The sequence below is a fragment of the Rhizobium sp. F40D2 genome (assembly GCF_051810745.2).
In the GTDB taxonomy this organism is placed as follows: Bacteria; Pseudomonadota; Alphaproteobacteria; order Rhizobiales; family Rhizobiaceae; genus Rhizobium.
The window spans coordinates 40,311-62,481 of sequence record NZ_CM131436.1 but is presented as its reverse complement, the minus strand read 5'-3'; the positions used below and the strand labels follow the sequence as shown (position 1 = coordinate 62,481).

Below are 22,171 nucleotides of genomic sequence, written 5' to 3'. Positions count from 1 at the left end.
CGGAATCAATTTTCGGAAAGGATCAATCTTCTTTGACCGACTTGTTCTCGCCGCGCAGCCAGAAGGCGCGGTGCGAGGCGAAGCGGTCCTGCGCCAAATGGTCTTTCAGCGCCGGCAGCAGCTGGTGCAGCTCGTCCTTCAGCGTGAAGGGCGGGTTGACGATGACGAGGCCTGAACCCGTCAATCCGGTGATGCCGCGGTCGCTGCGAACGGAAAGTTCTGCGCAGAGCATCTTCGGAATGTCGAGCGCCTGCAGCCTCTCGTGGAATTCCTTGATCGCCGCGCCCTTCTTCAGCGGGTACCACAGGCAATAGGTGCCCCCGGGAAAGCGGCGATAGGCCTTTTCCAGCCCCTCGGCCAGGCGCTGATATTCGTCCTCTTCCTCGAAGGGCGGATCGACGAGCACGATGCCGCGCTTCTCCTTCGGCGGCAGATGGGCGCCGAGCGCCAGCCAGCCGTCGAGCTCGGTAATCCGGGCATGGTGATCGCCCTCGAACAACCGATGCAGCCGAGCAAAATCCTCGGGATGCAATTCCATCGCCGACAGCCGGTCCTGCGGCCGGAACAGCATGCGCGCCAGTTTCGGCGATCCGGGATAGTAGCGGATGCCGCCCTCGGGATTGAGTTCGCGGATGGCTGTAAGGTAGGGCTCGAGCAGCTCGGAAACCTGGGGGCCGAGGTCGGCCTCCATCAGCTTGCCGATGCCCTCAAGCCATTCGCCGGTTTTCTGCGCTTCTTCGGATGAAAGATCATAGAGCCCGATGCCGGCATGCGTGTCGAGCACGCGGAAGGCCCCATCCTTTTTTTGCATGTAGCGGATCAGCCGCGCCAGCACGGCATGTTTCAACACATCGGCAAAATTGCCCGCATGATAGATGTGGCGGTAGTTCATTTTCGCTGATGCCCGTATGAATTCGCGTCATGGGAAAGTTTTGTGGCTTTTGGCCGTGCAAGCCTTGGAATATACAAATGCCATGAACATTGCGACCCCCATCCATGCCAAATCCCCGAAGCCGGACACCAGGGTGGGCTACACGGCCTGTCCGCACGACTGTCCATCGACCTGCGCGCTGGAGGTCGAGATCGCCGAGGACGGCCGCATCGGCCGCGTGCGTGGAGCCAACGATCATTCCTACACCTCGGGCGTCATCTGCGCCAAGGTCGCCCGCTATGCCGAGCGGCTCTATCATCCCGACCGCCTGATGCACCCTTTGCGCCGCGCCGGCGCCAAAGGGGCAGGGCAGTGGCAGCCGATTTCCTGGGACGATGCGCTGGATGAGATTGCCGAAGCCTTCATGAAGGCCGAGGCAAAGGACGGCAGCGAGGCGATCTGGCCCTATTTCTACGCCGGCACAATGGGCTGGGTGCAGCGTGATTCGATCGATCGCCTGCGCCATGCCAAGCGCTATTCCGGCTTCTTCTCGTCGATCTGCACCAATCCGGCCTGGACCGGCTTCACCATGGCGACCGGCACGCTGCGCGGCCCCGATCCGCGCGAGATGGGCCGCACCGATTGCGTCGTCATCTGGGGCACCAATGCGGTCTCGACCCAGGTCAATGTGATGACCCACGCCATCAAGTCGCGCAAGGAGCGCGGCGCTAAGATCGTCGTCATCGATATCTACGATAACCCGACGATGAAGCAGGCCGACATGGCCTTGATCGTCAAGCCTGGCACCGATGCCGCGCTCGCCTGCGCCGTCATGCACATCGCCTTCCGCGACGGCCATGCCGACCGAGACTATATGGCGCGATATGCCGACGATCCCGAAGGCCTGGAAGCGCATCTGAGAGCGAAGACGCCGCGATGGGCCGCCGATATCACCGGTCTATCGGTCGAGGAGATCGAAGCCTTCGCCCGCCTCGTCGGCACGACGAAGAAGACCTTCTTCCGCCTCGGCTACGGCTTCACCCGCCAGCGCAACGGCGCGGTCGCCATGCATGCCGCCGCCTCGGTCGCCACCGTTCTCGGCTCCTGGCAATATGAGGGCGGCGGCGCCTTCCATTCGAACAGCGATATCTTCCGCATGAACAATGCGGAACTGACCGGCCGTTCGATGAAGGATGCCGATATCCGCATGCTCGATCAGTCGCAGATCGGCCGGGTGCTGACCGGCGATGCCGTGGCGCTGCGCCATCGCGGCCCGGTGACGGCGATGCTGATCCAGAACACCAATCCGGCAAACATCGCCCCCGAACAGCGCCTCGTCAGACGCGGCTTTGCCCGAGACGACCTCTTCGTCGCCGTGCACGAGCAGTTCATGACCGAAACGGCCGACATTGCCGACATCGTCATTCCCGCGACGATGTTCGTCGAGCATGACGACATCTACCGGGCCGGCGGCCAGAACCATATCCTGCTCGGACCGAAGCTTGTCGAGCCGCCGCCAACCGTGCGCACCAATCTCTTCGTCATCGAGGAACTGGCCAAGCGTCTCGGCGTCGCCGATCGACCCGGCTTCGGTTTTACAGCCCGCGAGATGGTCGACCGCGTGCTGGAATCGAGCGGCCTGCCGGATTACGACCATTTCCTTGAACACAGATGGTTCGATCGCCAGCCGGCTTTCGAGGAGGCGCATTTTCTGAACGGCTTTGCTCATCCTGACGGCAAATTCCATTTCCGCCCGGACTGGATCAATCAGCCGGCGCCGAACAAGCCGCCGGCGGCGGTCGGCGCGCTCGGGCCGCATGCCCAGCTTCCGGCTTTCCCCGACCAGGTCGACGTCATCGAAGTCGCCGATCCGGGGCATCCTTTCCGCCTCGCCACCTCGCCCGCCCGCAACTTCCTGAATTCGAGCTTCTCCGAGACCAAGACGTCCCGGCAGAAGGAGGGCCGCCCCGAGGTGATGATCAATCCGGCCGACGCCGAAGCCAACGATATCGCCCATGGCGATCTCGTCCGCATCGGCAACAGCCGCGGCGATCTGCGCATTCATGCCCGCATCACCACCGAAGTCAAACCTGGCGTGTTGATCGCCGAAGGCCTCTGGCCGAACAAGGCGCATATCGACGGCGAGGGTATCAACGTCCTCACCGGCGCCGACCCGGTTGCGCCCTATGGCGGGGCGGCCGTGCACGACAACAAGGTCTGGCTTCGCAAGGACGCAGCATGATGCAACCGAAATCACGGGTGAAGATCGTCGGCGAGGAAACGCTGTCGAATGGCTGGACGCGATTGAGCAGCTACCTGCTCGATTATATCGACCGCAAGGGCGCAACCCAGCGCTTGAAGCGGGAGGTCTACCACCGGACGCCCGCCGCCTGCATTCTGCTTTATGATCCGAAACGCGATCTCGTCATCCTCGTCCGCCAGTTCCGCCTTGCCGTCCATGTCAACGGCGATCCCGCCTGGATGATCGAGGTGCCGGCCGGCCTCCTCGATGACGATCATCCCGAACAGGCGATCCGCCGCGAGGCGATGGAGGAAACCGGTTATCACCTGCGCGATGCGCGCTTCCTGTTCAAATGCTACACCTCGCCCGGCGCCATCACCGAAGTCGTCCACTTCTTCGTCTCGCTGATCGATATTGCCGACCGCGTGGCGGAAGGCGGCGGCCTGGACGAAGAGCACGAGGATATCGAAGTTCTCGAAGTCCCGCTCGACGAAGCCGCCCGGATGATCGAAAACGGCGAGATATTCGACGCCAAGACGATCATGCTGCTGCAATGGGCCTTGTTGAACCGGGGTAAACTTCGATAGCGGATGCGGCGATCGAGGCCTCGGTTGCCAAGTTGCAGCCGGCGGCGATCCCAGGATGACCCGCGATCTTCGTTAGTTTTCGCCGCGAACTCGCATCATCTGCCGAAAGGCACGTCGCTTTAATACAGGGGTTGCGTTGATGATGCGCATGACGCCGCGCATGGCAGCGAGCTGGACTGTGCCGACAATCGGCCGATGAGCCGGATGGCTGGCATCCATATGCTTTTTCGATTCTAGTACTGCTTCGGTGCTGTAGCGAAGCATTTCGGCTTCATAGGCGTGTATGGCTTCGACGAGCGGCTTTTGTCCTCGGTCCGCTGCGACCAGCATGTGCCCAAGCAGAGCGGCGTCGCGAAGCGCCGTATTGGCGCCGGCGCCTCGTCCGGGTGTCATCGTATGGACGGCGTCACCGAGCAGTGTGACGTTCGAACTCGCCCAAGGTTTCAGCGGGACGGAAGTCCTGACCTTGACATCGTGGATCGTCGAGGGCTCCGTCATACGGATGAGAGCACGCAAATGCGGATGCCAGTCCCGAGCGAGTTCCAGGCCCAATTCTCTCAATTGTTCTCCGCTCAGGCCGGCCGTATCCCGCGGGCAATTCTGCCGAGCGCCCCAAATGCCCCAGCCGATACTGTCCTCGTCGAGTGCTTCGACGAAATCCGGCCAACGAGCGGCAAAATCGGGGTCGCTGCGGCTGTCGGCGAACTCGAGCGAGTGAATTATCGCGCCGAAACCCATCGGCGCCATAATCATCGACATGCCTCTCAACATCTTGTCCGACAGCAGAGCTTTGGTCTCGGCCGTCATTGGAATTTTGCCCCCGAGCGACACGATCCCCGTATCTTCCAGACGCGCTTGCGGTAGATATTGCCTGCGCACAGCAGAGTTCGTGCCGTCAGCACCGACCAAAACATCTCCCGTCGCGAGACTACCATCCTGAAAGCAAGCGGTGACGGACCCGTCTGCGTTACGTGTGTACCCCTGAAGCGCTTTGCCGAAGGAGACGTGGTCTTCAAGCCCCCTGAGCAGAACCCGCCTCAGCGTCTTTCGAACGACGTTCTTTTCACCGTCGAGAGTATTCGCAGCCGCGTCACCGATGTCGAAGCTCAGCAATTCACCAAGATGTTCCGTGAACATGTTGAAATAGCATGGCGACTTGGCGCATGTGGCAACATAGAGGTCGTAGAGTTCGTTGGGTATACAGGCCTTTAGCGCTCGGCTCCCAGCCGGGCTGATACCGACGCGATAGCCGCCGGTGTCCGCGTTCGGTGCGATGTCGCGCTCATAAACAGCAATGCTAACGCCGGCCTGTTTAAGCAGATGAGCGAGTGCCAAACCGCCAGTCCCTGCGCCGATAATCAAAACCTTCATGGTGCTAGTCCTTGTCGGGCGTGGAGTGGGTGGAGAACTGGACGGCAATCTGCCTGAGCCACTCGTCTGTCCAGGTGATGCGCCCGGCGCGCAGGTCCTCGACGACGGCATTGACCCAAGACAACTCGGTTGCTTGAAGCGCTCGGAGATACTCCATCTCGAGCAGGAAGAGCCTTGGTACGGCCTGCGCCTCTTGCAGGATTCCGTCGATCCGGCGAAGTTCCGACTCGATGGCATTTGCCCTGTGCTCAAGCAGACCCAACACATCGTTCGGCGTGAGCAGAGCAAGAAATGATATGGTTGCGGGGAATTCCGGATATTCCCGCGTCAAGGTCGACAACATCTCGCGGATCCATGCCAGCGCGACGTCGCGGCCCTTTTCGGTGATCTCGTATACGGTCCGCTCGGGACGCTTGTCATCTCGGACTGTTTTTTGCTGGGCGATCAAAGCCTCGCGTTCGAGCCGCTGGATTGTTTGATAAAGGCTTGCCCTCTGCGTGACATTGATCACCTCGTCCTTGCCGCGCTCCTTGATGAGCCGCTGCATTCGGTAAGGATGCAGCGGCTCTTCCATGAGCATTGCAAGGACAGCGAGCGCGACTGGAGAACGTTTGACTGAGGGCATAGTTATAATATTAATAGTTATGTTATGACTAGTCAACTGGTTGACGTTGGAACTCTTGGATCGATGCTGGGATAGATCGACGCCGTGAATTCGTGAGGCGGTGCATCTGACCATTTCCAAAGCGCAAGTTTCCGCTTTAAGGTGAGCGCGCTTTAAATTTCATACGACTGTCACGAAGCGGTTCTATCCGCTGCGGTCTGTCAATCATCTATGCGGTCAGGAGAAAGCCCATGTGGCTCAGCAATTTCACCCTCGTTCTCCCAGACGAGGTGGTGAGTGTAGGTTCCGTGCGTGTTGAAGACGGCGCCATCGCCGAAATCCGGCCGGAGCCGGTCGCCGGGGCTGCCATCGATGGCGGCGGGCGGCTGCTGATGCCGGGATTCGTCGATCTTCACGGCGATATGATCGAGCGCGAGATCGCGCCGCGCCCGAACGCGACGATGCCGATCGATTTCGGCATCCACGAGCTCGACAAGAAACTTGCCGCCGCCGGTGTCACCACCGCCTTTGCCGCCGTCTCCTTCGCCACCGAAAGCGTCTACGGCCACGTCCGCTCGCTGGAGACCACCTCGGCGGTGATCGAGGGCATCAACCGCCTGCGCGACGGTCTGCTGATCGACCACCGCGTCCACGCCCGCTACGAAATCACCAATGTTGGCGCAGCACCGGCGCTCGAGCGCCTGCTGAATGCCGATCAGATCGACATGGTTTCGCTCACCGACCACACGCCGGGCCAGGGGCAGTACAACAATCTGCAAAGCTACATCCTCAGCATTTCCGAACGCCGCGCCATCTCCGAGGAAATGGCTGCCGAGATCGTCGCCAAGCGCATCGCCATGCGAAACAACCCCGACATCGAAGCCAAGCTGAAAGAGATCGTCGCGCTGTCGCTGAAGCACAAGCTGTCGCTTGCCTCGCATGATGATGACAGCGTCGAAAAAGTCGCCGAGATGCACGATCTCGGCGTCACCATCAGCGAGTTTCCGGTCACCGCACCCGCTGCGGAAGAGGCGCGCCGCCGCGGTCTCTGGACACTGATGGGTGCGCCGAACGCGCTGCGCGGCCAGTCGATGTCGGGCAATCTCAGCGCCCTCGATGCCGCCAGGGCCGGTCTCCTCAGCGTCATCGCCGCCGATTATCACCCGGCCGCTTTCGTGCCCGGCATCTTCAAACTCGCCGACATGGTGGAAGGCGGTCTGCCCTCAGCCGTCGCCATGGCGACCGGCAATGCGGCCCGCTCTGCCGGCCTCTCTGACCGCGGCGAAATCGCCCTCGGCCAGCGCGCCGATTTGGTGGCGGTCGAGCGCGGCGACATCAACCGCATCCGCGCCACCTTCCGCGCCGGCCGCTTGGTCTACAGCGACGGCACCCTGCATCCGCTGCGGGCGCTGGCGGCTTAAGCGCGGTCGCCGATAAGCGAGATGAGGTGGGCATTGGGCGTAGCGGCGGAAGCCTCAGCGCCGACGGCCTTGGCGCCTTCCATGGTCACACGGCCTTGGGCAAAGAGCCGTAGCGCCTGCGGATAGATCTGGTGTTCGACGGTGAGCACACGCGCGGCGAGGCTTTCGGCCGTGTCACCTGTGAGAATCGGGACCGCCGCCTGGCCGATCACCGGCCCTTCGTCCATGCCTTCGGTGACGAAATGCACGGTGCAGCCGGCGATCCGCATGCCGGCGTCGATGGCGCGCTGATGGGTATGCAGGCCCGGAAACAGCGGCAGCAGGGAAGGGTGGATGTTGAGCATCCGGCCTTCGTAACGCTGGATGAAGGTCGCGGTCAGCAGCCGCATATAGCCGGCAAGGCAAAGGATTTCGGGGGAAAGCTTATCGAGTGCGGAAAAGATCGCCGCCTCATGCGCATCCTTGCTGGCATAATCCTTGCGGGGGAAAGCGAAGGTGGCGATGCCCTCGGCGGCCGCCTTGGCAAGCCCACCGGCATCCGCCTTGTCGGAAATCACGCCGACGATTTCGGCTGGATAGTCGGCGGCCTTGGCCGCCGCAACCAGCGCCATCATGTTGGAGCCGCTGCCGGATATGAGGACGACGACGCGTTTGCGCTTCGCGCTCATAGGGCAAGCGTGCCCTTATAGACCGTGCCGGCAGCACCCTCGGCGCGGGCGATCATGCGGCCGAGCGTGACGACGGTTTCGCCCTCGGCTTCGAGTGCGGCGGAAACGGCCGCGACATTCTCGTTAGCGACGACGGCGATCATGCCGACGCCGCAGTTGAAGGTGCGCAGCATCTCCTTGGTTTCGACGCCGCCCGTCCTGGCGAGCCACGAAAACACCGTGGGAACCTTGACGGCGGCAAGATCGATCTCGGCCGACAGATGCTTCGGTAGCACGCGGGGAATATTTTCCGGGAAGCCGCCGCCGGTGATATGGGCCAGCGCCTTGATGGCGCCGGTCTCGCGGATCGCCTTCAACAGCGGCTTCACATAGATGCGGGTCGGCTCGAGCAGCGCTTCGCCGAGCTTCTTGCCTTCGGAAAATGGCGCCGGCGCATCCCAGCCGAGGCCGGAGAGTTCGACGATCTTGCGCACCAGCGAGAAGCCGTTGGAATGCACGCCGGAGGAGGCAAGCCCAAGGATCACGTCACCCTCGGCGATATCGCCGGAGGGCAGTAGCTTGCCGCGTTCGGCAGCGCCGACGGCAAAACCGGCGAGATCATAGTCGCCGGAGGAATACATGCCGGGCATTTCGGCCGTCTCGCCGCCGATCAGCGCGCAGCCGGCCTGCCGGCAGCCCGCGGCAATGCCGCCGACGATCGCCGCGCCCTGGTCGGGGTCGAGCTTGCCGGTGGCGAAATAATCGAGGAAGAACAGCGGCTCGGCGCCCTGCACGACGAGATCGTTGACGCACATGGCGACGAGGTCGATGCCGACGGTGTCATGATAATCGGCATCGATGGCGATCTTAAGCTTGGTGCCGACGCCGTCATTGGCGGCAACGAGAACCGGATCGGTAAAGCCTGCGGCCTTGAGATCGAAGAGCCCACCGAAGCCGCCGATCTCGCCATCGGCGCCGGGGCGTCGGGTCGAGCGCACCGCCGGTTTGATCTTCTCGACGAGGAGGTTGCCGGCATCGATGTCGACGCCCGCGTCGCTGTAGGTCAGGCCGTTTTTCCCAGACTGGCTCATGCTGGTCTCCGATGGCTATTTCAGGCGGCAGACGCGCCGCGTCATCTGCCGGTCGCAATTGCATGACAGGGGCTTTTATGCAAGCGCCGCATGGCAAAAGCCCCCAATTTCCCGCGTCTTCCCCGGGCCTTTCCGGGATTTGGCGCGACAGGGTTGACCATCTTTGCGGCTGCATCCTATTTGCTGAATGGCGGCGTCGGTTCGGATGCGGCGTTTGGCGGCGGTAAGCGATCAGCGGGGAAGCGATGCCACAGCAAGTCAGCGGCAACAGTCTCAAGCGTCAGATTTTCTTCTGGCTGGCCGTGCTCGTCTTCTTCGTCGTCTTTCTCTACGTTTTCAGCTCGATCCTGCTGCCATTCATCGCCGGCATGGCGATCGCCTATTTCCTCGATCCGGTCGCCGACCGGCTGGAGCGCCTGGGCCTGAGCCGCATGATGGCGACGGTCGGCATCCTGATAGCCTTCGTCATCACCTTCGCCCTGGCGCTGATGATCCTCATTCCCGTGCTCGTCAGCCAGTTCAACGATTTCGCCGAGCGGCTGCCGGATTATATCAGCCAGCTGCAGCAGTTCATTGACAATTCGAAAAACTCGCTGCTGCCGGACTGGATCAGGAGCCAGGCCGGCACGCTCAAGGACAATTTCTCCGGCATCCTCTCCGAAGGCATGGGCTTCTTGACCGGGCTCTTCGCGCAGATCTGGAATTCCGGCAAGGCGATCGTCGACGTCATATCGCTGCTCGTCGTCACCCCCGTCGTCGCCTTCTATATCCTGCTCGATTGGGACCGCATGGTCGCCAAGGTCGATCAGTGGATCCCGCGCGATTATATCAGCGACGTCCGCCAGATCGCCAGCGAGATCGATCAGGCGATTGCCGGCTTTATCCGCGGCCAGGGCTCGCTCTGCCTCATCCTCGGCGTCTATTATGCTGCCGGCCTGTCTCTCGTCGGTCTGAATTTCGGCCTGCTGATCGGGCTCTTCGCCGGCATGATCAGTTTCATTCCCTATGTCGGCTCGCTGGTCGGCCTCGTTCTCGCCGTCGGCGTGGCGATCGTCCAGTTCTGGCCGGATTATCCCTGGATCGGCCTGGTGCTCGTTGTCTTCTTCAGCGGCCAGTTCCTGGAAGGCAACATCCTGCAGCCAAAGCTCGTCGGTTCCAGCGTCGGGCTTCACCCTGTCTGGCTGATGTTTGCGCTGTTTGCTTTCGGCGCGCTCTTCGGTTTCGTCGGGCTTCTGGTCGCGGTGCCTGCTGCGGCTGCCGTCGGCGTCCTTGTTCGTTTCGCGCTTTCACGTTACCTTCAGAGCGATCTTTATTTTGGCGGGGCATCAGGCGGCCGCGCCCGGAAGACGAAATCAGTTCCCAATGAATGACGTGAAAAACGCTGATCCGAAGCGCAAAGCCGGAGAGCAGCTGCCGCTGGCCTTTTCGCACGCTGCCGCCAGCGGCCGTGACGACCTGCTGATCTCGGAGCGCCTCGCCGCCGCGGTGTCGATCGTCGATGCCTGGCCGGCATGGCCGTCGCCGGTCGTCGTGCTCGCCGGCCCGGTCGGCTCGGGAAAATCGCATCTCGCCCGCATCTGGCGGGAATTGAGCGGCGCCGCCGACATCCATCCCGGGCTGGGCTCGGACGCGGCAATTGCCGCCGCCGCCGGCCCGGTGCTGTTCGAGGATGCCGACCGCCTCGGCTTCGACGACAACGCGCTCTTCCACGTCATCAACAGCGTGCGCGAGAACGGCACCAGCCTGTTGATGACCAGCCGTCTCTGGCCGATCTCCTGGCCGGTTTTGCTGCCCGATCTGCGCTCGCGCCTGAAGGCTGCGACGGTCGTCGAGATCGGTGAGCCCGACGAGGCGCTGTTGTCGCAGGTGATCGTCAAGCTCTTCGCCGACCGGCAGCTTTATATAGATGACAAACTCGTGCTCTATATCGTCAACCGGATGGAGCGGTCGCTGAACGCGGCCCAGACGATCGTCGAAAGGCTTGACCGGCTGGCGCTGTCGCGCGGCACGAAGATCACCCGGTCTCTTGCTGCTGAAGTATTGAATGAATTGGGAAATTCGGAGTCGGCCGATTGACTGTCACAGTTCCGTCGTGAAACTGATATAATTGCCTTCGGCGATTGAGAACGGGGTGGATCATGGATAGCGCAGTCGCAGAACATCAGGAACTCACTCCGGAAACCAACGACAACACTCCACCGCTGGAAGAGCTGCTCAAGAGCCCCGAGCGCTTCATCAACCGAGAATTCTCCTGGCTGCAGTTCAACCGCCGTGTCCTGGAGGAAACCCTGAATACCGAGCATCCGCTGCTCGAGCGCGTGCGCTTCCTGTCGATCTCGGCCGCCAACCTCGATGAATTCTTCATGGTGCGTGTCGCCGGCCTCGAAGGCCAGGTGCGCCAGAACATCGCCATCCGCAGCCCCGACGGCAAGACGCCCGCCGAGCAGCTCGACTCGATCCTGCAGGAGATCGATCATCTGCAGATGGAGCAGCAGGCCTCGCTCGCCGTGCTGCAGCAATATCTCGCCAAGGAAGACATCCTGATCGTTCGCCCCGGCGCCTTGAGCGATGCCGACCGTCAGTGGCTCGCCGCCGAATTCGAACAGGCGATCTTTCCGGTTTTGACGCCGCTGTCGATCGATCCGGCCCATCCGTTCCCGTTCATTCCGAATCTCGGCTTCTCGATCGGCCTGCAGCTCGTCAGCAAGAACGGCCGCGAGCCGATGACGGCGCTCTTGCGCCTGCCGCCGGCGCTCGACCGCTTCGTCCGTCTGCCGGACGATGGAAACACCATCCGCTACATCACGCTCGAGGATGTCGCCAACATCTTCATTCACCGGCTCTATCCGGGTTACGAGGTACAGGGCTCCGGCACCTTCCGCGTCATCCGCGACAGCGATATCGAAGTCGAGGAAGAGGCCGAGGATCTCGTCCGCTTCTTCGAAACGGCGCTGAAGCGCCGCCGCCGCGGCAAGGTCATCCGCATCGAGACCGATTCCGAAATGCCGGCCTCGCTGCGCCAGTTCGTCGTCCAGGCGCTCAGCATCCCCGAAAATCGCGTCGCCGTCCTGCCGGGCCTTCTGGCACTGAACACGCTTTCCGAGATAACCAAGGCGCCACGCGACGATCTCAGGTTTCAGCCCTACAACGCGCGATTTCCCGAGCGCGTCCGCGAGCATGCCGGCGACTGCTTCGCCGCCATCCGCGAAAAGGACATGGTGGTTCATCACCCCTACGAATCTTTCGACGTGGTGGTCCAGTTTCTTCTCCAGGCTGCACGCGATCCTGACGTCCTGGCGATAAAGCAGACGCTTTACCGCACCTCCAACGACAGCCCGATCGTCCGTGCGCTGATCGACGCCGCCGAAGCCGGCAAATCGGTGACGGCGCTGGTGGAACTCAAGGCCCGCTTCGACGAAGAGGCGAACATCCGCTGGGCGCGCGATCTCGAGCGCGCCGGCGTGCAGGTCGTCTTCGGCTTCATCGAGCTGAAGACCCACGCCAAGATGTCGATGGTCGTCCGCCGCGAAGAAGGCAAGCTCAGGACCTATTGCCATCTCGGGACCGGCAACTACCACCCGATCACTGCGAAGATTTATACCGACCTGTCTTATTTCACCTGCAATCCGGTCATCGCCCATGACATGGCGAACATCTTCAATTTCATTACCGGCTACGGCGAGCCGGAACAGGGTATGCAGCTTGCCATCTCGCCCTATACGATGCGCCCGCGCATCCTGCGTCACATCGAGGAAGAGATCCAGCATGCCAGGAACGGTGCGCCGGCGGCGATCTGGATGAAGATGAATTCGCTTGTCGATCCCGACATCATCGACGCGCTCTATCGCGCCAGCCATGCCGGCGTCGAGATCGATCTTGTCGTGCGCGGCATCTGCTGCCTGCGTCCGCAGGTGCCCGGTCTCTCGGAGAAGATCCGCGTCAAGTCGATCATCGGCCGCTTTCTCGAACACAGCCGCATCTTCTGCTTCGGCAACGGCCACGGCCTGCCGTCCGACAAGGCGCTGGTTTATATCGGTTCGGCCGACATGATGCCGCGAAATCTCGACCGCCGCGTCGAAACCATGGTTCCGCTGACGAATCCGACCGTTCACGAGCAGGTTTTGTCCCAGATTATGCTCGGCAACGTGATTGACAATCAACAAAGCTACGAGATATTGCCCGACGGTACGTCGCGGCGCATGGAAGTGCGCAGAGGCGAGGAACCGTTCAATGCGCAGCAGTATTTCATGACCAATCCGAGCCTGTCGGGCCGTGGTGAAGCTCTGAAGTCCAGCGCGCCGAAACTGATCGCCGGCCTGCTCGAAGGCCGCAACAACAAGTAAAACTGGACCTAAATGGTTGAATCTGAAGCCCAGGGGCGCCTTCCGGGGATCGCCCCGGTCTCCGTTGTCGACATTGGATCGAATTCCATTCGTCTCGTCGTCTACGAAGGCATGTCCCGCTCGCCGACCATTCTTTTCAACGAAAAGGTCCTCTGCGGCCTCGGCAAGGGCATAGCCGTCACCGGTAAGATGGATGAGGACAGCGTCCGCCGGGCTCTGGCGGCGCTGCACCGTTTCAAGGCCCTGTCTGATCAGGCACGCGCCGCCACCATGTATGTGCTGGCGACGGCCGCCGCTCGCGAGGCGAGCAACGGTCCCGATTTCATCCACCAGGCGGAAACCATTCTCGGCCGCAAGATCCGTGTGCTCTCCGGCGAAGAGGAGGCGAAATTCGCTTCGCTCGGCATCATCAGCGGCTTCTTCAATCCCAATGGCATCGCCGGCGACCTCGGAGGCGGTTCGCTTGAACTGATCGATATCAGGGGCAAGGAGTTCGGCAAGGGCATCACGCTGCCGCTCGGCGGCCTGCGCCTGTCGGAATATGCCGGCGGCTCGCTCTCCAAGGCCCGCACCTTTGCCCGCAAACAGGTAAAGACCGCAAAGCTGCTGTCGAAAGGCGAGGGGCGCACCTTCTACGCAGTCGGCGGCACCTGGCGAAACATCGCCAAGCTGCATATGGAAATCACCAACTATCCGCTGCACATGATGCAGGGCTACGAGGTATCGCTTGAAGCGATGATGCTGTTCCTCGAACAGGTGGTGACCGCGCGTGAGTCCAGGGAGCCTGCGTTTCAGGCCGTTTCCAAGCACCGCCGTTCGCTGCTGCCCTTCGGCGCCGTCGCCATGACGGAAGTGCTGAGCGCGATGAGACCGTCGATGATTTCCTTCTCGGCGCAGGGCGTGCGTGAGGGATATCTCTATTCGCTGCTGTCGGAGGCCGAGCGCCGCCTGGATCCGCTGCTGGCCGCTGCCGGCGAGTTGGCGATCCTGCGTGCCCGTTCGCCCGAGCATGCCCGCGAACTGGCGGAATGGACCGGCCGCATGATGCCCTTGTTCGGCGTCCAGGAAACCGAAGAGGAAAGCCGCTATCGTCAGGCCGCCTGTCTACTGGCCGATATCAGCTGGCGCGCCCATCCCGACTATCGCGGCCTGCAGGCGCTGAACGTCATCGCCCACTCCTCCTTCGTCGGCATCAGCCATCCCGGCCGCGCCTTCATCGCGCTGACCAATTACTACCGTTTCGAGGGCCTGCACGACGACGGCGCCACCGGCCCGCTGGCGCAGATCGCCACACCCCAGTTCATCGAACGCGCCAAGCTGCTCGGCGGCATGCTGCGCGTCGTCTACCTCTTCTCGGCCTCGATGCCCGGCATCGTCAGAAGCCTGAGCTTCCGCAAATCGTCGAACCCAGACCTCGACCTCGAATTCGTCGTGCCGCCGGAATACCGCGATTTCGCCGGCGAACGCCTGGACGGCCGCCTGCAGCAGCTGTCGAGATTGACGAACAAGAGGCTGGCGTTTCGGTTCGAGTAGGGATGCTGGCACCGCACACCATCAGATCCACAACTTACCAAACAAAAGGGCGGCGCTCACGCACCGCCCTCCGTCTCAAATCAACCGCGAATCACTTCGCGTTCAAAAACTCGCCAACCTCAAGCAGGCTGAACTCGTTGTTGTCAGCCTTGTCGACGGCGCGACCGGCCGAGAAGGGCAGGCTATTGTCGTTGCCGATGATGATGTGGGTGGCATCGACGCGGTCGACGTTTTCGATGGTCACGAACGGCATGTCGTAGACACCGTCCTTGCTGCCGGCCTTCTTCTTGTTGTCGGGGTCCTGAATATCAAGCAGGTCGATATAGCCGATCTTGCGGACGGCCTTGCCGGCATTGGCGTCGTTGAACTCGATCTTGTAGACGCGCTTCAGTTCGGCCGGGGCCTCGAAGCAATCCGGCTTCGGCTGCTTCGGGTCGGGGCAGGCCTTGTCCTTGGTGCCGGCGCCGCTGTCGCGCTCGATGACGAGAGCGGTGGTGTCGTCGAGCATGTTGAAGTCGCCGATCGAGACACCCTTGTCTTCGAACGGATAGAGCCAGCTGCGGCCGGTCCACTTCTTGGCGGCGACGTCGAATTCGATGACGCGGACAGCGGTATGGCCGTCGACCGATTCCATCTGGCCGTCATCCTTGTAGATGGCGCCTTCGAGCAGGCCGTAGAGCTTGGTGCCGTCCTTCGACTTGGCGAGCCCTTCGAAGCCGCCGGAGCGCTTCAGATTGAAGACCGGCATCTTCGCAGCGGGGTTGCCCGGGAGCTGGATCAGCGGATTGTCGGGCGAAAGCACCGGCTTGTCGTCAAGCGTCGTCGGGATGACGTCGGTGAGTCGGCCTGCCGTGTCGACCTTCAGGATATAGGGACCGAATTCGTCGCCCAGCCAGAAGCCGTCGGCAACCGGCTGGATCGATTCGATGTCGAAGTCAGCGCCGGTGAGGTAGCGCGCATCGGTGCCTTCCAGCACGATCGGGAAGGGGGCGATCTTGTTCGGATCGGAGAGGAAGAGATTCTTGACGACTTCAGCCTTGTTGGCTGCCCAGTCGAACTTCATCTGGTGCAGGAAAAGCATGGAGTCCGAGGAATTGGCCTTCGAGCCGAAGCCGTTGTCCGTGAGCGTCCAGAAGGTGCCGTCAGCCATCGTCTTGATGCCGGAGAAGCCCTGGATCGCCTGGCCGTCGAAGGGAAGCTTCAGGTCGGTGACGCGGGCGCCGTCCTTGCCGGGAACTGTGCCGAGCGCTTCGGTGCGCTTGCGGTCCGCCGTCGTGAACTTGCCGGAATGCTTGAGGAATTCAGGGGCATCGGCCGGAGCTGGAACCATGGTGTTGGCAGGCAGGATCGCCTGGCCGGCGAGCTTGGCCGGAAACAGCTGCTGGTCGGCCGAAGCGAAGCCGGTCATCAGGATGAAAAGCGATACGGAAGCAAAAAGGAGGTTCTTCATAATGTCCCCATGGAGCGGATGCGAAGGGCTTCCGCTTAGCAGGGCTTCCGTGTCAGCGCATTGACGGTTGGGTGAAGCTTTGGTGAAGCAAGTCAAATGCGTTTGCTCAGCCGTGCAGAATGACGGCCGGCGTGTTTAGAACGGTGACGGCGCGCGAGGAAAGCGCCATGACGCCGAGCGCTTGGCCGCGCCCCTTGACGGCATGAGTGCCGAGATCCTCGCAGGATATATCGTCGGGAAATTTCATGCGCTGCGCAAGGTCGGCCGAAATCAGTACTGGCCGATTGAGGCTGCGGCAGAGCGTTTCCAGCCGGGCGGTGGTGTTCACCGTGTCGCCGAAATAGCTGATCTTGTGATGATCGACGCCGATTTCGGCGGTAATGATCTCGCCGCCATGGAGGGCGGCCCGCAGCTTCGGCACCTGTCCGTAGCTTTTCCGCCAGCCGGCGGCATTGGCTTCGATATCGGCGAGAATGTCGAAGATGCAGCGCACGCAGCGCGCGCCCTTGATGCCGCGCGCAAGCGGCCAGGTAATGATCGCCGCATCGCCGACATAGTCGTTGATCATGCCCTTATGGCGCCTGACGGGCTCGGCGAAGGTGGCAAACAGCGAGCTGAGTAATTGCTGGGCGCGGAGGTCGCCGTGTTTTTCGGCAAAAGCCGTCGAGTCGACCAGGTCGATGAACAGGAAGACACGCTCTTCCCTGACCGGATTGCGATAGCGGCTGACGAGCATGCTCACGAATACCTCGCGGCCGAGCAATTCCCGCACGCGCAGGATGAAGATCAGCGCCGAGCAGACGGCAAGCGCATAGAGGAAGACCTCGTAGGGCATGATGACGAGATCAAGGAACGACGTTGGCTTCACCATACCGAGCGACGAGAGCAGCAGAGCAGCGCCGGCAAAGCCGATGCTCATCAGGATCTCGTAGATCACCAGCTCGCTGATGATGAAAGCGAAGGTCGGCAGCTTCTGGATACGTCTGTATAGCGTGCGGAACAGCGCCTTGCGCTCGAAGGCAATGATCGGCATACCGATGAACAGCGCGAAGATCGCGCCGACAACGGGCGTCTGATTGGAGTAGAACATCAGATCATAGACGACGCCGCTGGCGGCCAGAACCATCGTGATCAGGATCCAGTTCTGCGTCGGAGATATTTCCCGCATGCCGCCTCTTCGCCGTGATTTGACGTCAGCCATTGTTTCAGCTGGGAAAAAAGCGTCAAGCGAATTCGAATATCGTCTTACAACGCCGCGCGGACACGCAACACTTGAACCTAGAGGCTGACCGTTTCGACCTTGCGGCCGACGAAGCGCAGAGCAATCTGACCCTGGATCAGCTGCAGCGCCGGCTCGCCGAAAAGATCGCGCCGCCAGCCGTGCAGGGCGGCGACTTCGGCCTTCTCGCCCTCGGCGGCGATCCGGTCGAGATCCTCGCTGTTGGCGATAACCTTCGGCGCCACGCCGTGTTTCTCCGAAATCAGCTTCAAGAGCACCTTCAGCAATTCGACGGCAGCAGCGGCCCCTTCGGGCGCCTGCGCCTGGCGCGGCACATGTGGCATATCAGCTTTCGGAAGAGCGAGCGCCGCGTTGACGGCCTCGATGACGGCGCCGCCGGAGGTCGAGCGCTCCCAGCCCTTCGGAATGGTGCGCAACCGGCCAAGCGCCTCGGTATCCTTGGGCTGCTGCTGGGCGATCTCGTAGATCGCATCGTCCTTCAGCACCCGCGAACGCGGCACGTTGCGCGACCGCGCCTCGCGTTCGCGCCAGGCGGCGACAAATTTCAGGATCGCCAGCTCCTGCGGCTTGCGCAGGCGCATCTTCAGCCGCTGCCAGGCATCGTCGGGATGCAGGTCGTAGGTTTCGCGCGCCTCGAGAATGTCCATCTCCTCGGAGAGCCAGGAGGTGCGGCCTTCCCGATCGAGTTCCGCCTTCAGCGACAGATAGACGTCGCGCAGATGGGTGACGTCGGCCAGCGCATATTCCAGCTGCTTGTCGGAGAGCGGCCGGCGGCTCCAGTCGGTGAAGCGCGACGACTTGTCGATATGGACGTTCTTGATGCGGCTGACCAGCTGGTCATAGGAGACGCTGTCGCCGAAGCCGCAGACCATGGCGGCGACCTGCGTGTCGAAGATCGGATGCGGAATGAGGTTGCCGCGATTGAAGATGATTTCGATGTCCTGACGGGCCGCGTGAAAGACCTTCAGCACCTTCGGGTCGGCCATCAGCTCGAAGAAGGGGGCGAGATCGATGCCCTTCGCCAGCGGATCGACGAGCACTTCGGTCGTCGGGCTTGCCATCTGGATCAGGCAAAGCTCCGGCCAGAAGGTCGTCTCGCGCAGGAATTCGGTGTCGATGGTGATGAAGTCGGACTTGGCCAGCTCTTTGCAGGCGGCCGCCAAATCGGCGGTGGTTTCGATCATATCATTTCATTCGCAAGGAAAAGGTCGGTTGAACCTTCCTTCTCCTTTCGCTTCGATATGTCAATACAACAGCATAAGCTTCGCGCATTGCTGGCCAAGAATTACGTCGAAACTGCGGCACAGGCCGCCTCAGCGCACTCTGAGGTAGCTGGTCATTCCGGTCTTCTGGTGCTCGATGATATGGCAGTGCAGCAGCCAGTCGCCGGGATTGTCGGCGACGAAAGCGAGCTGCACCTTCTCGTCCGGCTGGATGAGATAGGTATCGGAGACGAGCGGCATCACCTGCCGCGTCGAAGAGGAAATCACCGTGAAGCTCATCCCGTGCAGATGGATCGGATGTGCGTGCGGCGTCGTATTCTCCAGATTGAAGATATAGCTCTTGCCAAGCTTCAGTTCCGCCAGCGGCGCCGTCGGATCGGGTGTGTCGCCCGGCCAAGGCACCTTGTTGATGGCCCAGAAGCTGTAGCCGAGCGTCCCGCAGATGCTGTCAGTGGCGGTATTTTCGGCCGTGGCGCTCAGCACCAGCGGGATCTCTTCGGCGGCGGAAAGATCGGCCTTCGGCACCGGATTTTCGGCAAGCGCCCCGAGATCGCCGATCTCGCGCTTCAGCGACGATCCGGTGGCGCGCAGGCTGGCGATCGTCTTTGGCGTGGTGCCACGGATATCCTCGAGCGTTGCGACGGCGCCTTCGCTATCCGGCATGCGCACGGCAAGATCGAGCCGCTGGCCCGGACCGATCTGCAACAGATCGAGGGGAAAACGCGTCGGCACCGGATTGCCGTCGATTGCGATGACGGTCGTATCGGCGCCTTCCATCTTCAGCGAGAAGATCCGCGTCACGTCGGTCACGGCGATGCGCAGCCGCACCAGCCCGCCGGCCGGCGCGTCATATTGCGGCTCCCGATGCCAATTGGCGGTGCGCACCGTGCCGTAGGTGCCCGATTTGGCGGCGTCACGCGGCCGGAAGGGGGCGATGAACTGCCCGTCGCCGCCAAGCCGCCAATCGCGCAGGTTCAGCACCACCTCCGCATCGAATTCAGGATCGGCCGGATCTTCGACGACGATGACGCCGGTCATGCCGTGCCCCATCTGCGTCAGCGTATTGCAATGCGGATGATACCAGAAGGTGCCGGCATCGGGCGGCGTGAAGGCATAATCGAAACTGTCGCCGGTATAGATATAGGGCTGCGTCATGAAGGGCACGCCGTCCATGCGATTGTCGATGCGAAGCCCGTGCCAGTGGATCGTCGTCGGCTCGTCGAGCCCGTTTTTCAGCCGCGCCGCGTAGGGGCGCCCCTTCGTCATCCTGAGAACCGGCGGCATGCCGTCAGTGCCCCAGCTCATGATATCCCGGGTCGGTCCGGCCTCGGTCAGCATGGCCTCGGTCTTCACAGCCGTCAGCAGCTGCGGCTCGGGTGCCGCCTCGGCGAGCCCGAATTTGCCGGCAATGCCGATGCCGGCACCATAGGCGCCCGCGACGGCGGATGCCTTGAGAAGGTTGCGGCGGGTCAGGAGAGGCATGCGGGCGCTCCAAGGTGAGAATGTCGATCCTTTTAAAGTTGAGAGGCGCCTTCATCAATACGGGAAACGCAGCCAAACTGCCGCAGCATCCGGGCCGTTGCCTCGCCATAAACGCGTGCCAAACAGGCGGGCGGCGCGCGCCAAGCCTTGACAAATCGGAGCGTCCATGCGCTTTTCCGCCCGATTTTCTTGTCGGCGCTTGAGGGTCTTTGAACCCTTGCTGCCGTCTTCAGCCACATGCCAGGATTTGAGATCATGCATCGCTATCGCAGCCACACATGCGCCGCCCTCCGCAAGACGGATGTCGGCTCGACCGTCCGTATCTCCGGCTGGGTCCATCGCGTCCGCGACCATGGCGGCGTTCTCTTCATCGACCTTCGCGACCATTACGGCATCACCCAGGTCGTAGCCGATCCGGACAGCCCGGCCTTCAAGATGGCCGAGACCGTGCGCGGCGAATGGGTGATCCGCATCGACGGCCTCGTCAAGGCCCGCACCGAAGACACCGTCAACAAGGCGATGGCGACCGGTGAGATCGAGCTTTACGCCCAGGAGATCGAAGTGCTCTCCGCCGCCAAGGAATTGCCGCTGCCGGTGTTCGGCGAGCCGGACTATCCGGAAGATGTCCGCCTCAAATACCGCTTCCTCGATCTTCGCCGCGAAACGCTGCATAAGAACATCGTCAAGCGTACCCAGGTGATCTCGGCGATGCGCCGCGAAATGGGTAATGTCGGCTTCACCGAATATACGACGCCGATCCTGACAGCCTCTTCGCCTGAAGGCGCGCGCGACTTCCTCGTGCCGTCGCGCATCCATCCCGGCACCTTCTACGCCCTGCCGCAGGCGCCGCAGCAGTACAAGCAGCTGCTGATGGTTGCCGGCTTCGACCGCTACTTCCAGATCGCGCCGTGCTTCCGCGATGAAGACCCGCGCGCCGACCGCCTGCCGGGCGAATTCTACCAGCTCGACCTCGAAATGAGCTTCGTCACCCAGGAGGACGTCTGGAACACGATGGGCCCGCTGATGACAAGCGTGTTCGAGGAGTTCGCCGAAGGCAAGCCGGTCACCAAGGAATGGCCGCGCATCCCCTATGACGAGGCGATCCGCAAATATGGTTCGGACAAGCCGGACCTGCGCAACCCGATCGTCATGGAAGCGGTGACCGAGCATTTCGCCGGCTCCGGCTTCAAGGTCTTCGCCGGCATGATCGCCTCCAACCCGAAGGTCCAGATCTGGGCGATCCCGGCCAAGACCGGTGGCTCGCGCGCTTTCTGCGACCGCATGAACGCCTGGGCGCAGAGCCAGGGCCAGCCGGGCCTCGGCTACATCTTCTGGCGCAGCGAGAACGACAAGCTCGAAGGCGCCGGCCCGCTTGCCAAGAACATCGGCGAGGAGCGCACCGATGCGATCCGCACCCAACTCGGTCTCGGCGATGGCGATGCCTGCTTCTTCGTCGCCGGCGAGCCGGAAAAGTTCTATAAGTTTGCCGGCGAGGCGCGCACCAAGGCCGGCGAGGAACTGAACCTCGTTGACCGCGACCGCTTCGAACTGTGCTGGATCGTCGACTTCCCCTTCTTCGAATGGAGCGAGGAAGACAAGAAGGTCGACTTCGCCCACAACCCGTTCTCGATGCCGCAGGGCGGCTTGGACGCGCTGCAGAACCAGGATCCGTTGACGATCAAGGCTTTCCAATATGATGCCGTCTGCAACGGCTTCGAAATCGCCTCGGGCTCGATCCGTAACCAGTCGCCGGAAACCATGGTCGCCGCCTTCGAGAAGGTCGGTCTCAGCCAGCAGGACGTCGAAGACCGTTTCGGCGGCCTCTATCGTGCCTTCCAGTACGGCGCGCCCCCGCATGGCGGCGCTGCCTTCGGTATCGACCGCATCGTCATGCTGCTCGTCGGCGCCAAGAACCTGCGCGAAATCTCGCTGTTTCCGATGAACCAGCAGGCCCAGGATCTGCTGATGGGCGCCCCGAGCCCGGCAACCCCAACGCAGCTGCGCGAACTCTCGATCCGACCAATCCCGCCGGTCAAGAAGGACTGAGTTCGTTCCTTTTCTGAATG

The 22,171-nt window shown here is 62.0% G+C and carries 18 protein-coding genes; 8 read left to right on the top strand and 10 right to left on the bottom strand.

The window, feature by feature from the left end; all coding sequences use genetic code 11:
* Positions 1 to 22 precede the first annotated feature (22 nt).
* Positions 23 to 892, bottom strand: coding sequence for a 23S rRNA (adenine(2030)-N(6))-methyltransferase RlmJ (locus ACS4RS_RS00305; protein WP_439009200.1), 870 nt, complete (start codon positions 890 to 892; stop codon positions 23 to 25).
* A gap of 16 nt (positions 893 to 908) precedes the next feature.
* On the opposite strand from ACS4RS_RS00305, the gene ACS4RS_RS00300 reads away from it, so the two are divergent.
* Both ACS4RS_RS00300 and ACS4RS_RS00295 read left to right on the top strand, forming a co-directional pair.
* Positions 909 to 3,113, top strand: coding sequence for a molybdopterin-dependent oxidoreductase (locus ACS4RS_RS00300; RefSeq protein WP_439009201.1), 2,205 nt, complete (start codon positions 909 to 911; stop codon positions 3,111 to 3,113).
* Positions 3,110 to 3,700, top strand: coding sequence for an NUDIX domain-containing protein (locus tag ACS4RS_RS00295; RefSeq protein WP_439009202.1), 591 nt, complete (start codon positions 3,110 to 3,112; stop codon positions 3,698 to 3,700). The genes ACS4RS_RS00300 and ACS4RS_RS00295 overlap by 4 nt, the downstream gene beginning before the upstream one ends.
* Positions 3,701 to 3,772: 72 nt before the next feature.
* On the opposite strand, the gene ACS4RS_RS00290 is transcribed toward ACS4RS_RS00295, so the two are convergent.
* Positions 3,773 to 5,071, bottom strand: coding sequence for an FAD-dependent monooxygenase (locus tag ACS4RS_RS00290; protein WP_439009203.1), 1,299 nt, complete (start codon positions 5,069 to 5,071; stop codon positions 3,773 to 3,775).
* 4 nt (positions 5,072 to 5,075) lie between these two features.
* Positions 5,076 to 5,645 carry a PadR family transcriptional regulator gene (locus ACS4RS_RS00285; protein ID WP_449313825.1) on the bottom strand — a complete coding sequence of 190 codons (570 nt, stop codon included), beginning with the start codon at positions 5,643 to 5,645 and terminating at the stop codon, positions 5,076 to 5,078.
* Between the two features lie 281 nt (positions 5,646 to 5,926).
* On the opposite strand from ACS4RS_RS00285, the gene ACS4RS_RS00280 reads away from it, so the two are divergent.
* Positions 5,927 to 7,096 (top strand): alpha-D-ribose 1-methylphosphonate 5-triphosphate diphosphatase, encoded by a 1,170-nt coding sequence (locus ACS4RS_RS00280; RefSeq protein WP_439009204.1) that lies wholly within the window; start codon positions 5,927 to 5,929, stop codon positions 7,094 to 7,096.
* On the opposite strand, the gene purN is transcribed toward ACS4RS_RS00280, so the two are convergent.
* A complete protein-coding gene (gene purN / locus ACS4RS_RS00275) occupies positions 7,093 to 7,764 on the bottom strand; it encodes a phosphoribosylglycinamide formyltransferase (protein WP_439009205.1) in 672 nt (223 codons plus the stop codon). The two genes, ACS4RS_RS00280 and purN, sit on opposite strands and share 4 nt — an antisense overlap.
* Positions 7,761 to 8,834: a phosphoribosylformylglycinamidine cyclo-ligase gene (gene purM, locus ACS4RS_RS00270; RefSeq protein WP_439009206.1), complete on the bottom strand. Its 1,074-nt coding sequence runs from the start codon at positions 8,832 to 8,834 to the stop codon at positions 7,761 to 7,763. The genes purN and purM overlap by 4 nt, the downstream gene beginning before the upstream one ends.
* A 245-nt stretch (positions 8,835 to 9,079) precedes the next feature.
* Between purM and ACS4RS_RS00265 the strand changes: the two genes are divergently transcribed.
* From ACS4RS_RS00265 to ppx, 4 genes are all read left to right on the top strand, one after another.
* The gene (locus tag ACS4RS_RS00265; RefSeq protein ID WP_439009207.1) at positions 9,080 to 10,204 is read left to right on the top strand and encodes an AI-2E family transporter; all 1,125 of its coding nucleotides are present in this window, start codon (positions 9,080 to 9,082) and stop codon (positions 10,202 to 10,204) included.
* On the top strand, positions 10,197 to 10,910 hold the full coding sequence (gene hdaA / locus ACS4RS_RS00260; RefSeq protein WP_439009208.1) for a DnaA regulatory inactivator HdaA: 714 nt from the start codon (positions 10,197 to 10,199) through the stop codon (positions 10,908 to 10,910). Before ACS4RS_RS00265 ends, hdaA begins: the two co-directional genes overlap by 8 nt.
* Positions 10,911 to 10,972: 62 nt before the next feature.
* Positions 10,973 to 13,177 carry an RNA degradosome polyphosphate kinase gene (locus ACS4RS_RS00255; RefSeq protein ID WP_449313824.1) on the top strand — a complete coding sequence of 735 codons (2,205 nt, stop codon included), beginning with the start codon at positions 10,973 to 10,975 and terminating at the stop codon, positions 13,175 to 13,177.
* 12 nt (positions 13,178 to 13,189) lie between these two features.
* On the top strand, positions 13,190 to 14,710 hold the full coding sequence (gene ppx / locus ACS4RS_RS00250) for an exopolyphosphatase (protein WP_439009209.1): 1,521 nt from the start codon (positions 13,190 to 13,192) through the stop codon (positions 14,708 to 14,710).
* Positions 14,711 to 14,801: 91 nt separating this feature from the next.
* Here the strand turns inward: ppx and ACS4RS_RS00245 are convergent, their stop codons facing one another.
* From ACS4RS_RS00245 to ACS4RS_RS00225, 5 genes are all read right to left on the bottom strand, one after another.
* Positions 14,802 to 16,160, bottom strand: coding sequence for an esterase-like activity of phytase family protein (locus ACS4RS_RS00245; RefSeq protein ID WP_439009210.1), 1,359 nt, complete (start codon positions 16,158 to 16,160; stop codon positions 14,802 to 14,804).
* Positions 16,161 to 16,266: 106 nt separating this feature from the next.
* Complete coding sequence (locus ACS4RS_RS00240; RefSeq protein WP_439009211.1) at positions 16,267 to 17,328, bottom strand: adenylate/guanylate cyclase domain-containing protein; 1,062 nt, start codon at positions 17,326 to 17,328, stop codon at positions 16,267 to 16,269.
* Between the two features lie 110 nt (positions 17,329 to 17,438).
* Positions 17,439 to 18,584, bottom strand: a complete 1,146-nt coding sequence (gene rnd / locus ACS4RS_RS00235; protein WP_439009212.1) for a ribonuclease D — start codon at positions 18,582 to 18,584, stop codon at positions 17,439 to 17,441.
* A 129-nt stretch (positions 18,585 to 18,713) separates the two neighbouring features.
* Positions 18,714 to 20,105: a multicopper oxidase family protein gene (locus ACS4RS_RS00230; RefSeq protein ID WP_439009213.1), complete on the bottom strand. Its 1,392-nt coding sequence runs from the start codon at positions 20,103 to 20,105 to the stop codon at positions 18,714 to 18,716.
* Positions 20,106 to 20,159: 54 nt separating this feature from the next.
* Complete coding sequence (locus tag ACS4RS_RS00225) at positions 20,160 to 20,366, bottom strand: hypothetical protein (RefSeq protein ID WP_439009214.1); 207 nt, start codon at positions 20,364 to 20,366, stop codon at positions 20,160 to 20,162.
* On the opposite strand from ACS4RS_RS00225, the gene aspS reads away from it, so the two are divergent.
* Positions 20,361 to 22,151 (top strand): aspartate--tRNA ligase, encoded by a 1,791-nt coding sequence (aspS, locus tag ACS4RS_RS00220; RefSeq protein ID WP_097627059.1) that lies wholly within the window; start codon positions 20,361 to 20,363, stop codon positions 22,149 to 22,151. The genes ACS4RS_RS00225 and aspS overlap by 6 nt on opposite strands.
* Positions 22,152 to 22,171: the final 20 nt, after the last annotated feature.

Excerpts from the sequence above, each read along its gene's own strand:
- ACS4RS_RS00305 (WP_439009200.1), bottom strand. The coding sequence starts at position 892 with ATGAACTACCGCCACATCTATCATGCGGGCAATTTTGCCGATGTGTTG.
- ACS4RS_RS00300 (WP_439009201.1), top strand. The coding sequence starts at position 909 with ATGAATTCGCGTCATGGGAAAGTTTTGTGGCTTTTGGCCGTGCAAGCC.
- ACS4RS_RS00295 (WP_439009202.1), top strand. The coding sequence starts at position 3,110 with ATGATGCAACCGAAATCACGGGTGAAGATCGTCGGCGAGGAAACGCTG.
- ACS4RS_RS00290 (WP_439009203.1), bottom strand. The coding sequence starts at position 5,071 with ATGAAGGTTTTGATTATCGGCGCAGGGACTGGCGGTTTGGCACTCGCT.
- ACS4RS_RS00285 (WP_449313825.1), bottom strand. The coding sequence starts at position 5,645 with ATGGAAGAGCCGCTGCATCCTTACCGAATGCAGCGGCTCATCAAGGAG.
- ACS4RS_RS00280 (WP_439009204.1), top strand. The coding sequence starts at position 5,927 with ATGTGGCTCAGCAATTTCACCCTCGTTCTCCCAGACGAGGTGGTGAGT.
- purN (WP_439009205.1), bottom strand. The coding sequence starts at position 7,764 with ATGAGCGCGAAGCGCAAACGCGTCGTCGTCCTCATATCCGGCAGCGGC.
- purM (WP_439009206.1), bottom strand. The coding sequence starts at position 8,834 with ATGAGCCAGTCTGGGAAAAACGGCCTGACCTACAGCGACGCGGGCGTC.
- ACS4RS_RS00265 (WP_439009207.1), top strand. The coding sequence starts at position 9,080 with ATGCCACAGCAAGTCAGCGGCAACAGTCTCAAGCGTCAGATTTTCTTC.
- hdaA (WP_439009208.1), top strand. The coding sequence starts at position 10,197 with ATGAATGACGTGAAAAACGCTGATCCGAAGCGCAAAGCCGGAGAGCAG.
- ACS4RS_RS00255 (WP_449313824.1), top strand. The coding sequence starts at position 10,973 with ATGGATAGCGCAGTCGCAGAACATCAGGAACTCACTCCGGAAACCAAC.
- ppx (WP_439009209.1), top strand. The coding sequence starts at position 13,190 with ATGGTTGAATCTGAAGCCCAGGGGCGCCTTCCGGGGATCGCCCCGGTC.
- ACS4RS_RS00245 (WP_439009210.1), bottom strand. The coding sequence starts at position 16,160 with ATGAAGAACCTCCTTTTTGCTTCCGTATCGCTTTTCATCCTGATGACC.
- ACS4RS_RS00240 (WP_439009211.1), bottom strand. The coding sequence starts at position 17,328 with ATGCGGGAAATATCTCCGACGCAGAACTGGATCCTGATCACGATGGTT.
- rnd (WP_439009212.1), bottom strand. The coding sequence starts at position 18,584 with ATGATCGAAACCACCGCCGATTTGGCGGCCGCCTGCAAAGAGCTGGCC.
- ACS4RS_RS00230 (WP_439009213.1), bottom strand. The coding sequence starts at position 20,105 with ATGCCTCTCCTGACCCGCCGCAACCTTCTCAAGGCATCCGCCGTCGCG.
- aspS (WP_097627059.1), top strand. The coding sequence starts at position 20,361 with ATGCATCGCTATCGCAGCCACACATGCGCCGCCCTCCGCAAGACGGAT.
- ACS4RS_RS00225 (WP_439009214.1), bottom strand. The coding sequence starts at position 20,366 with ATGCATGATCTCAAATCCTGGCATGTGGCTGAAGACGGCAGCAAGGGT.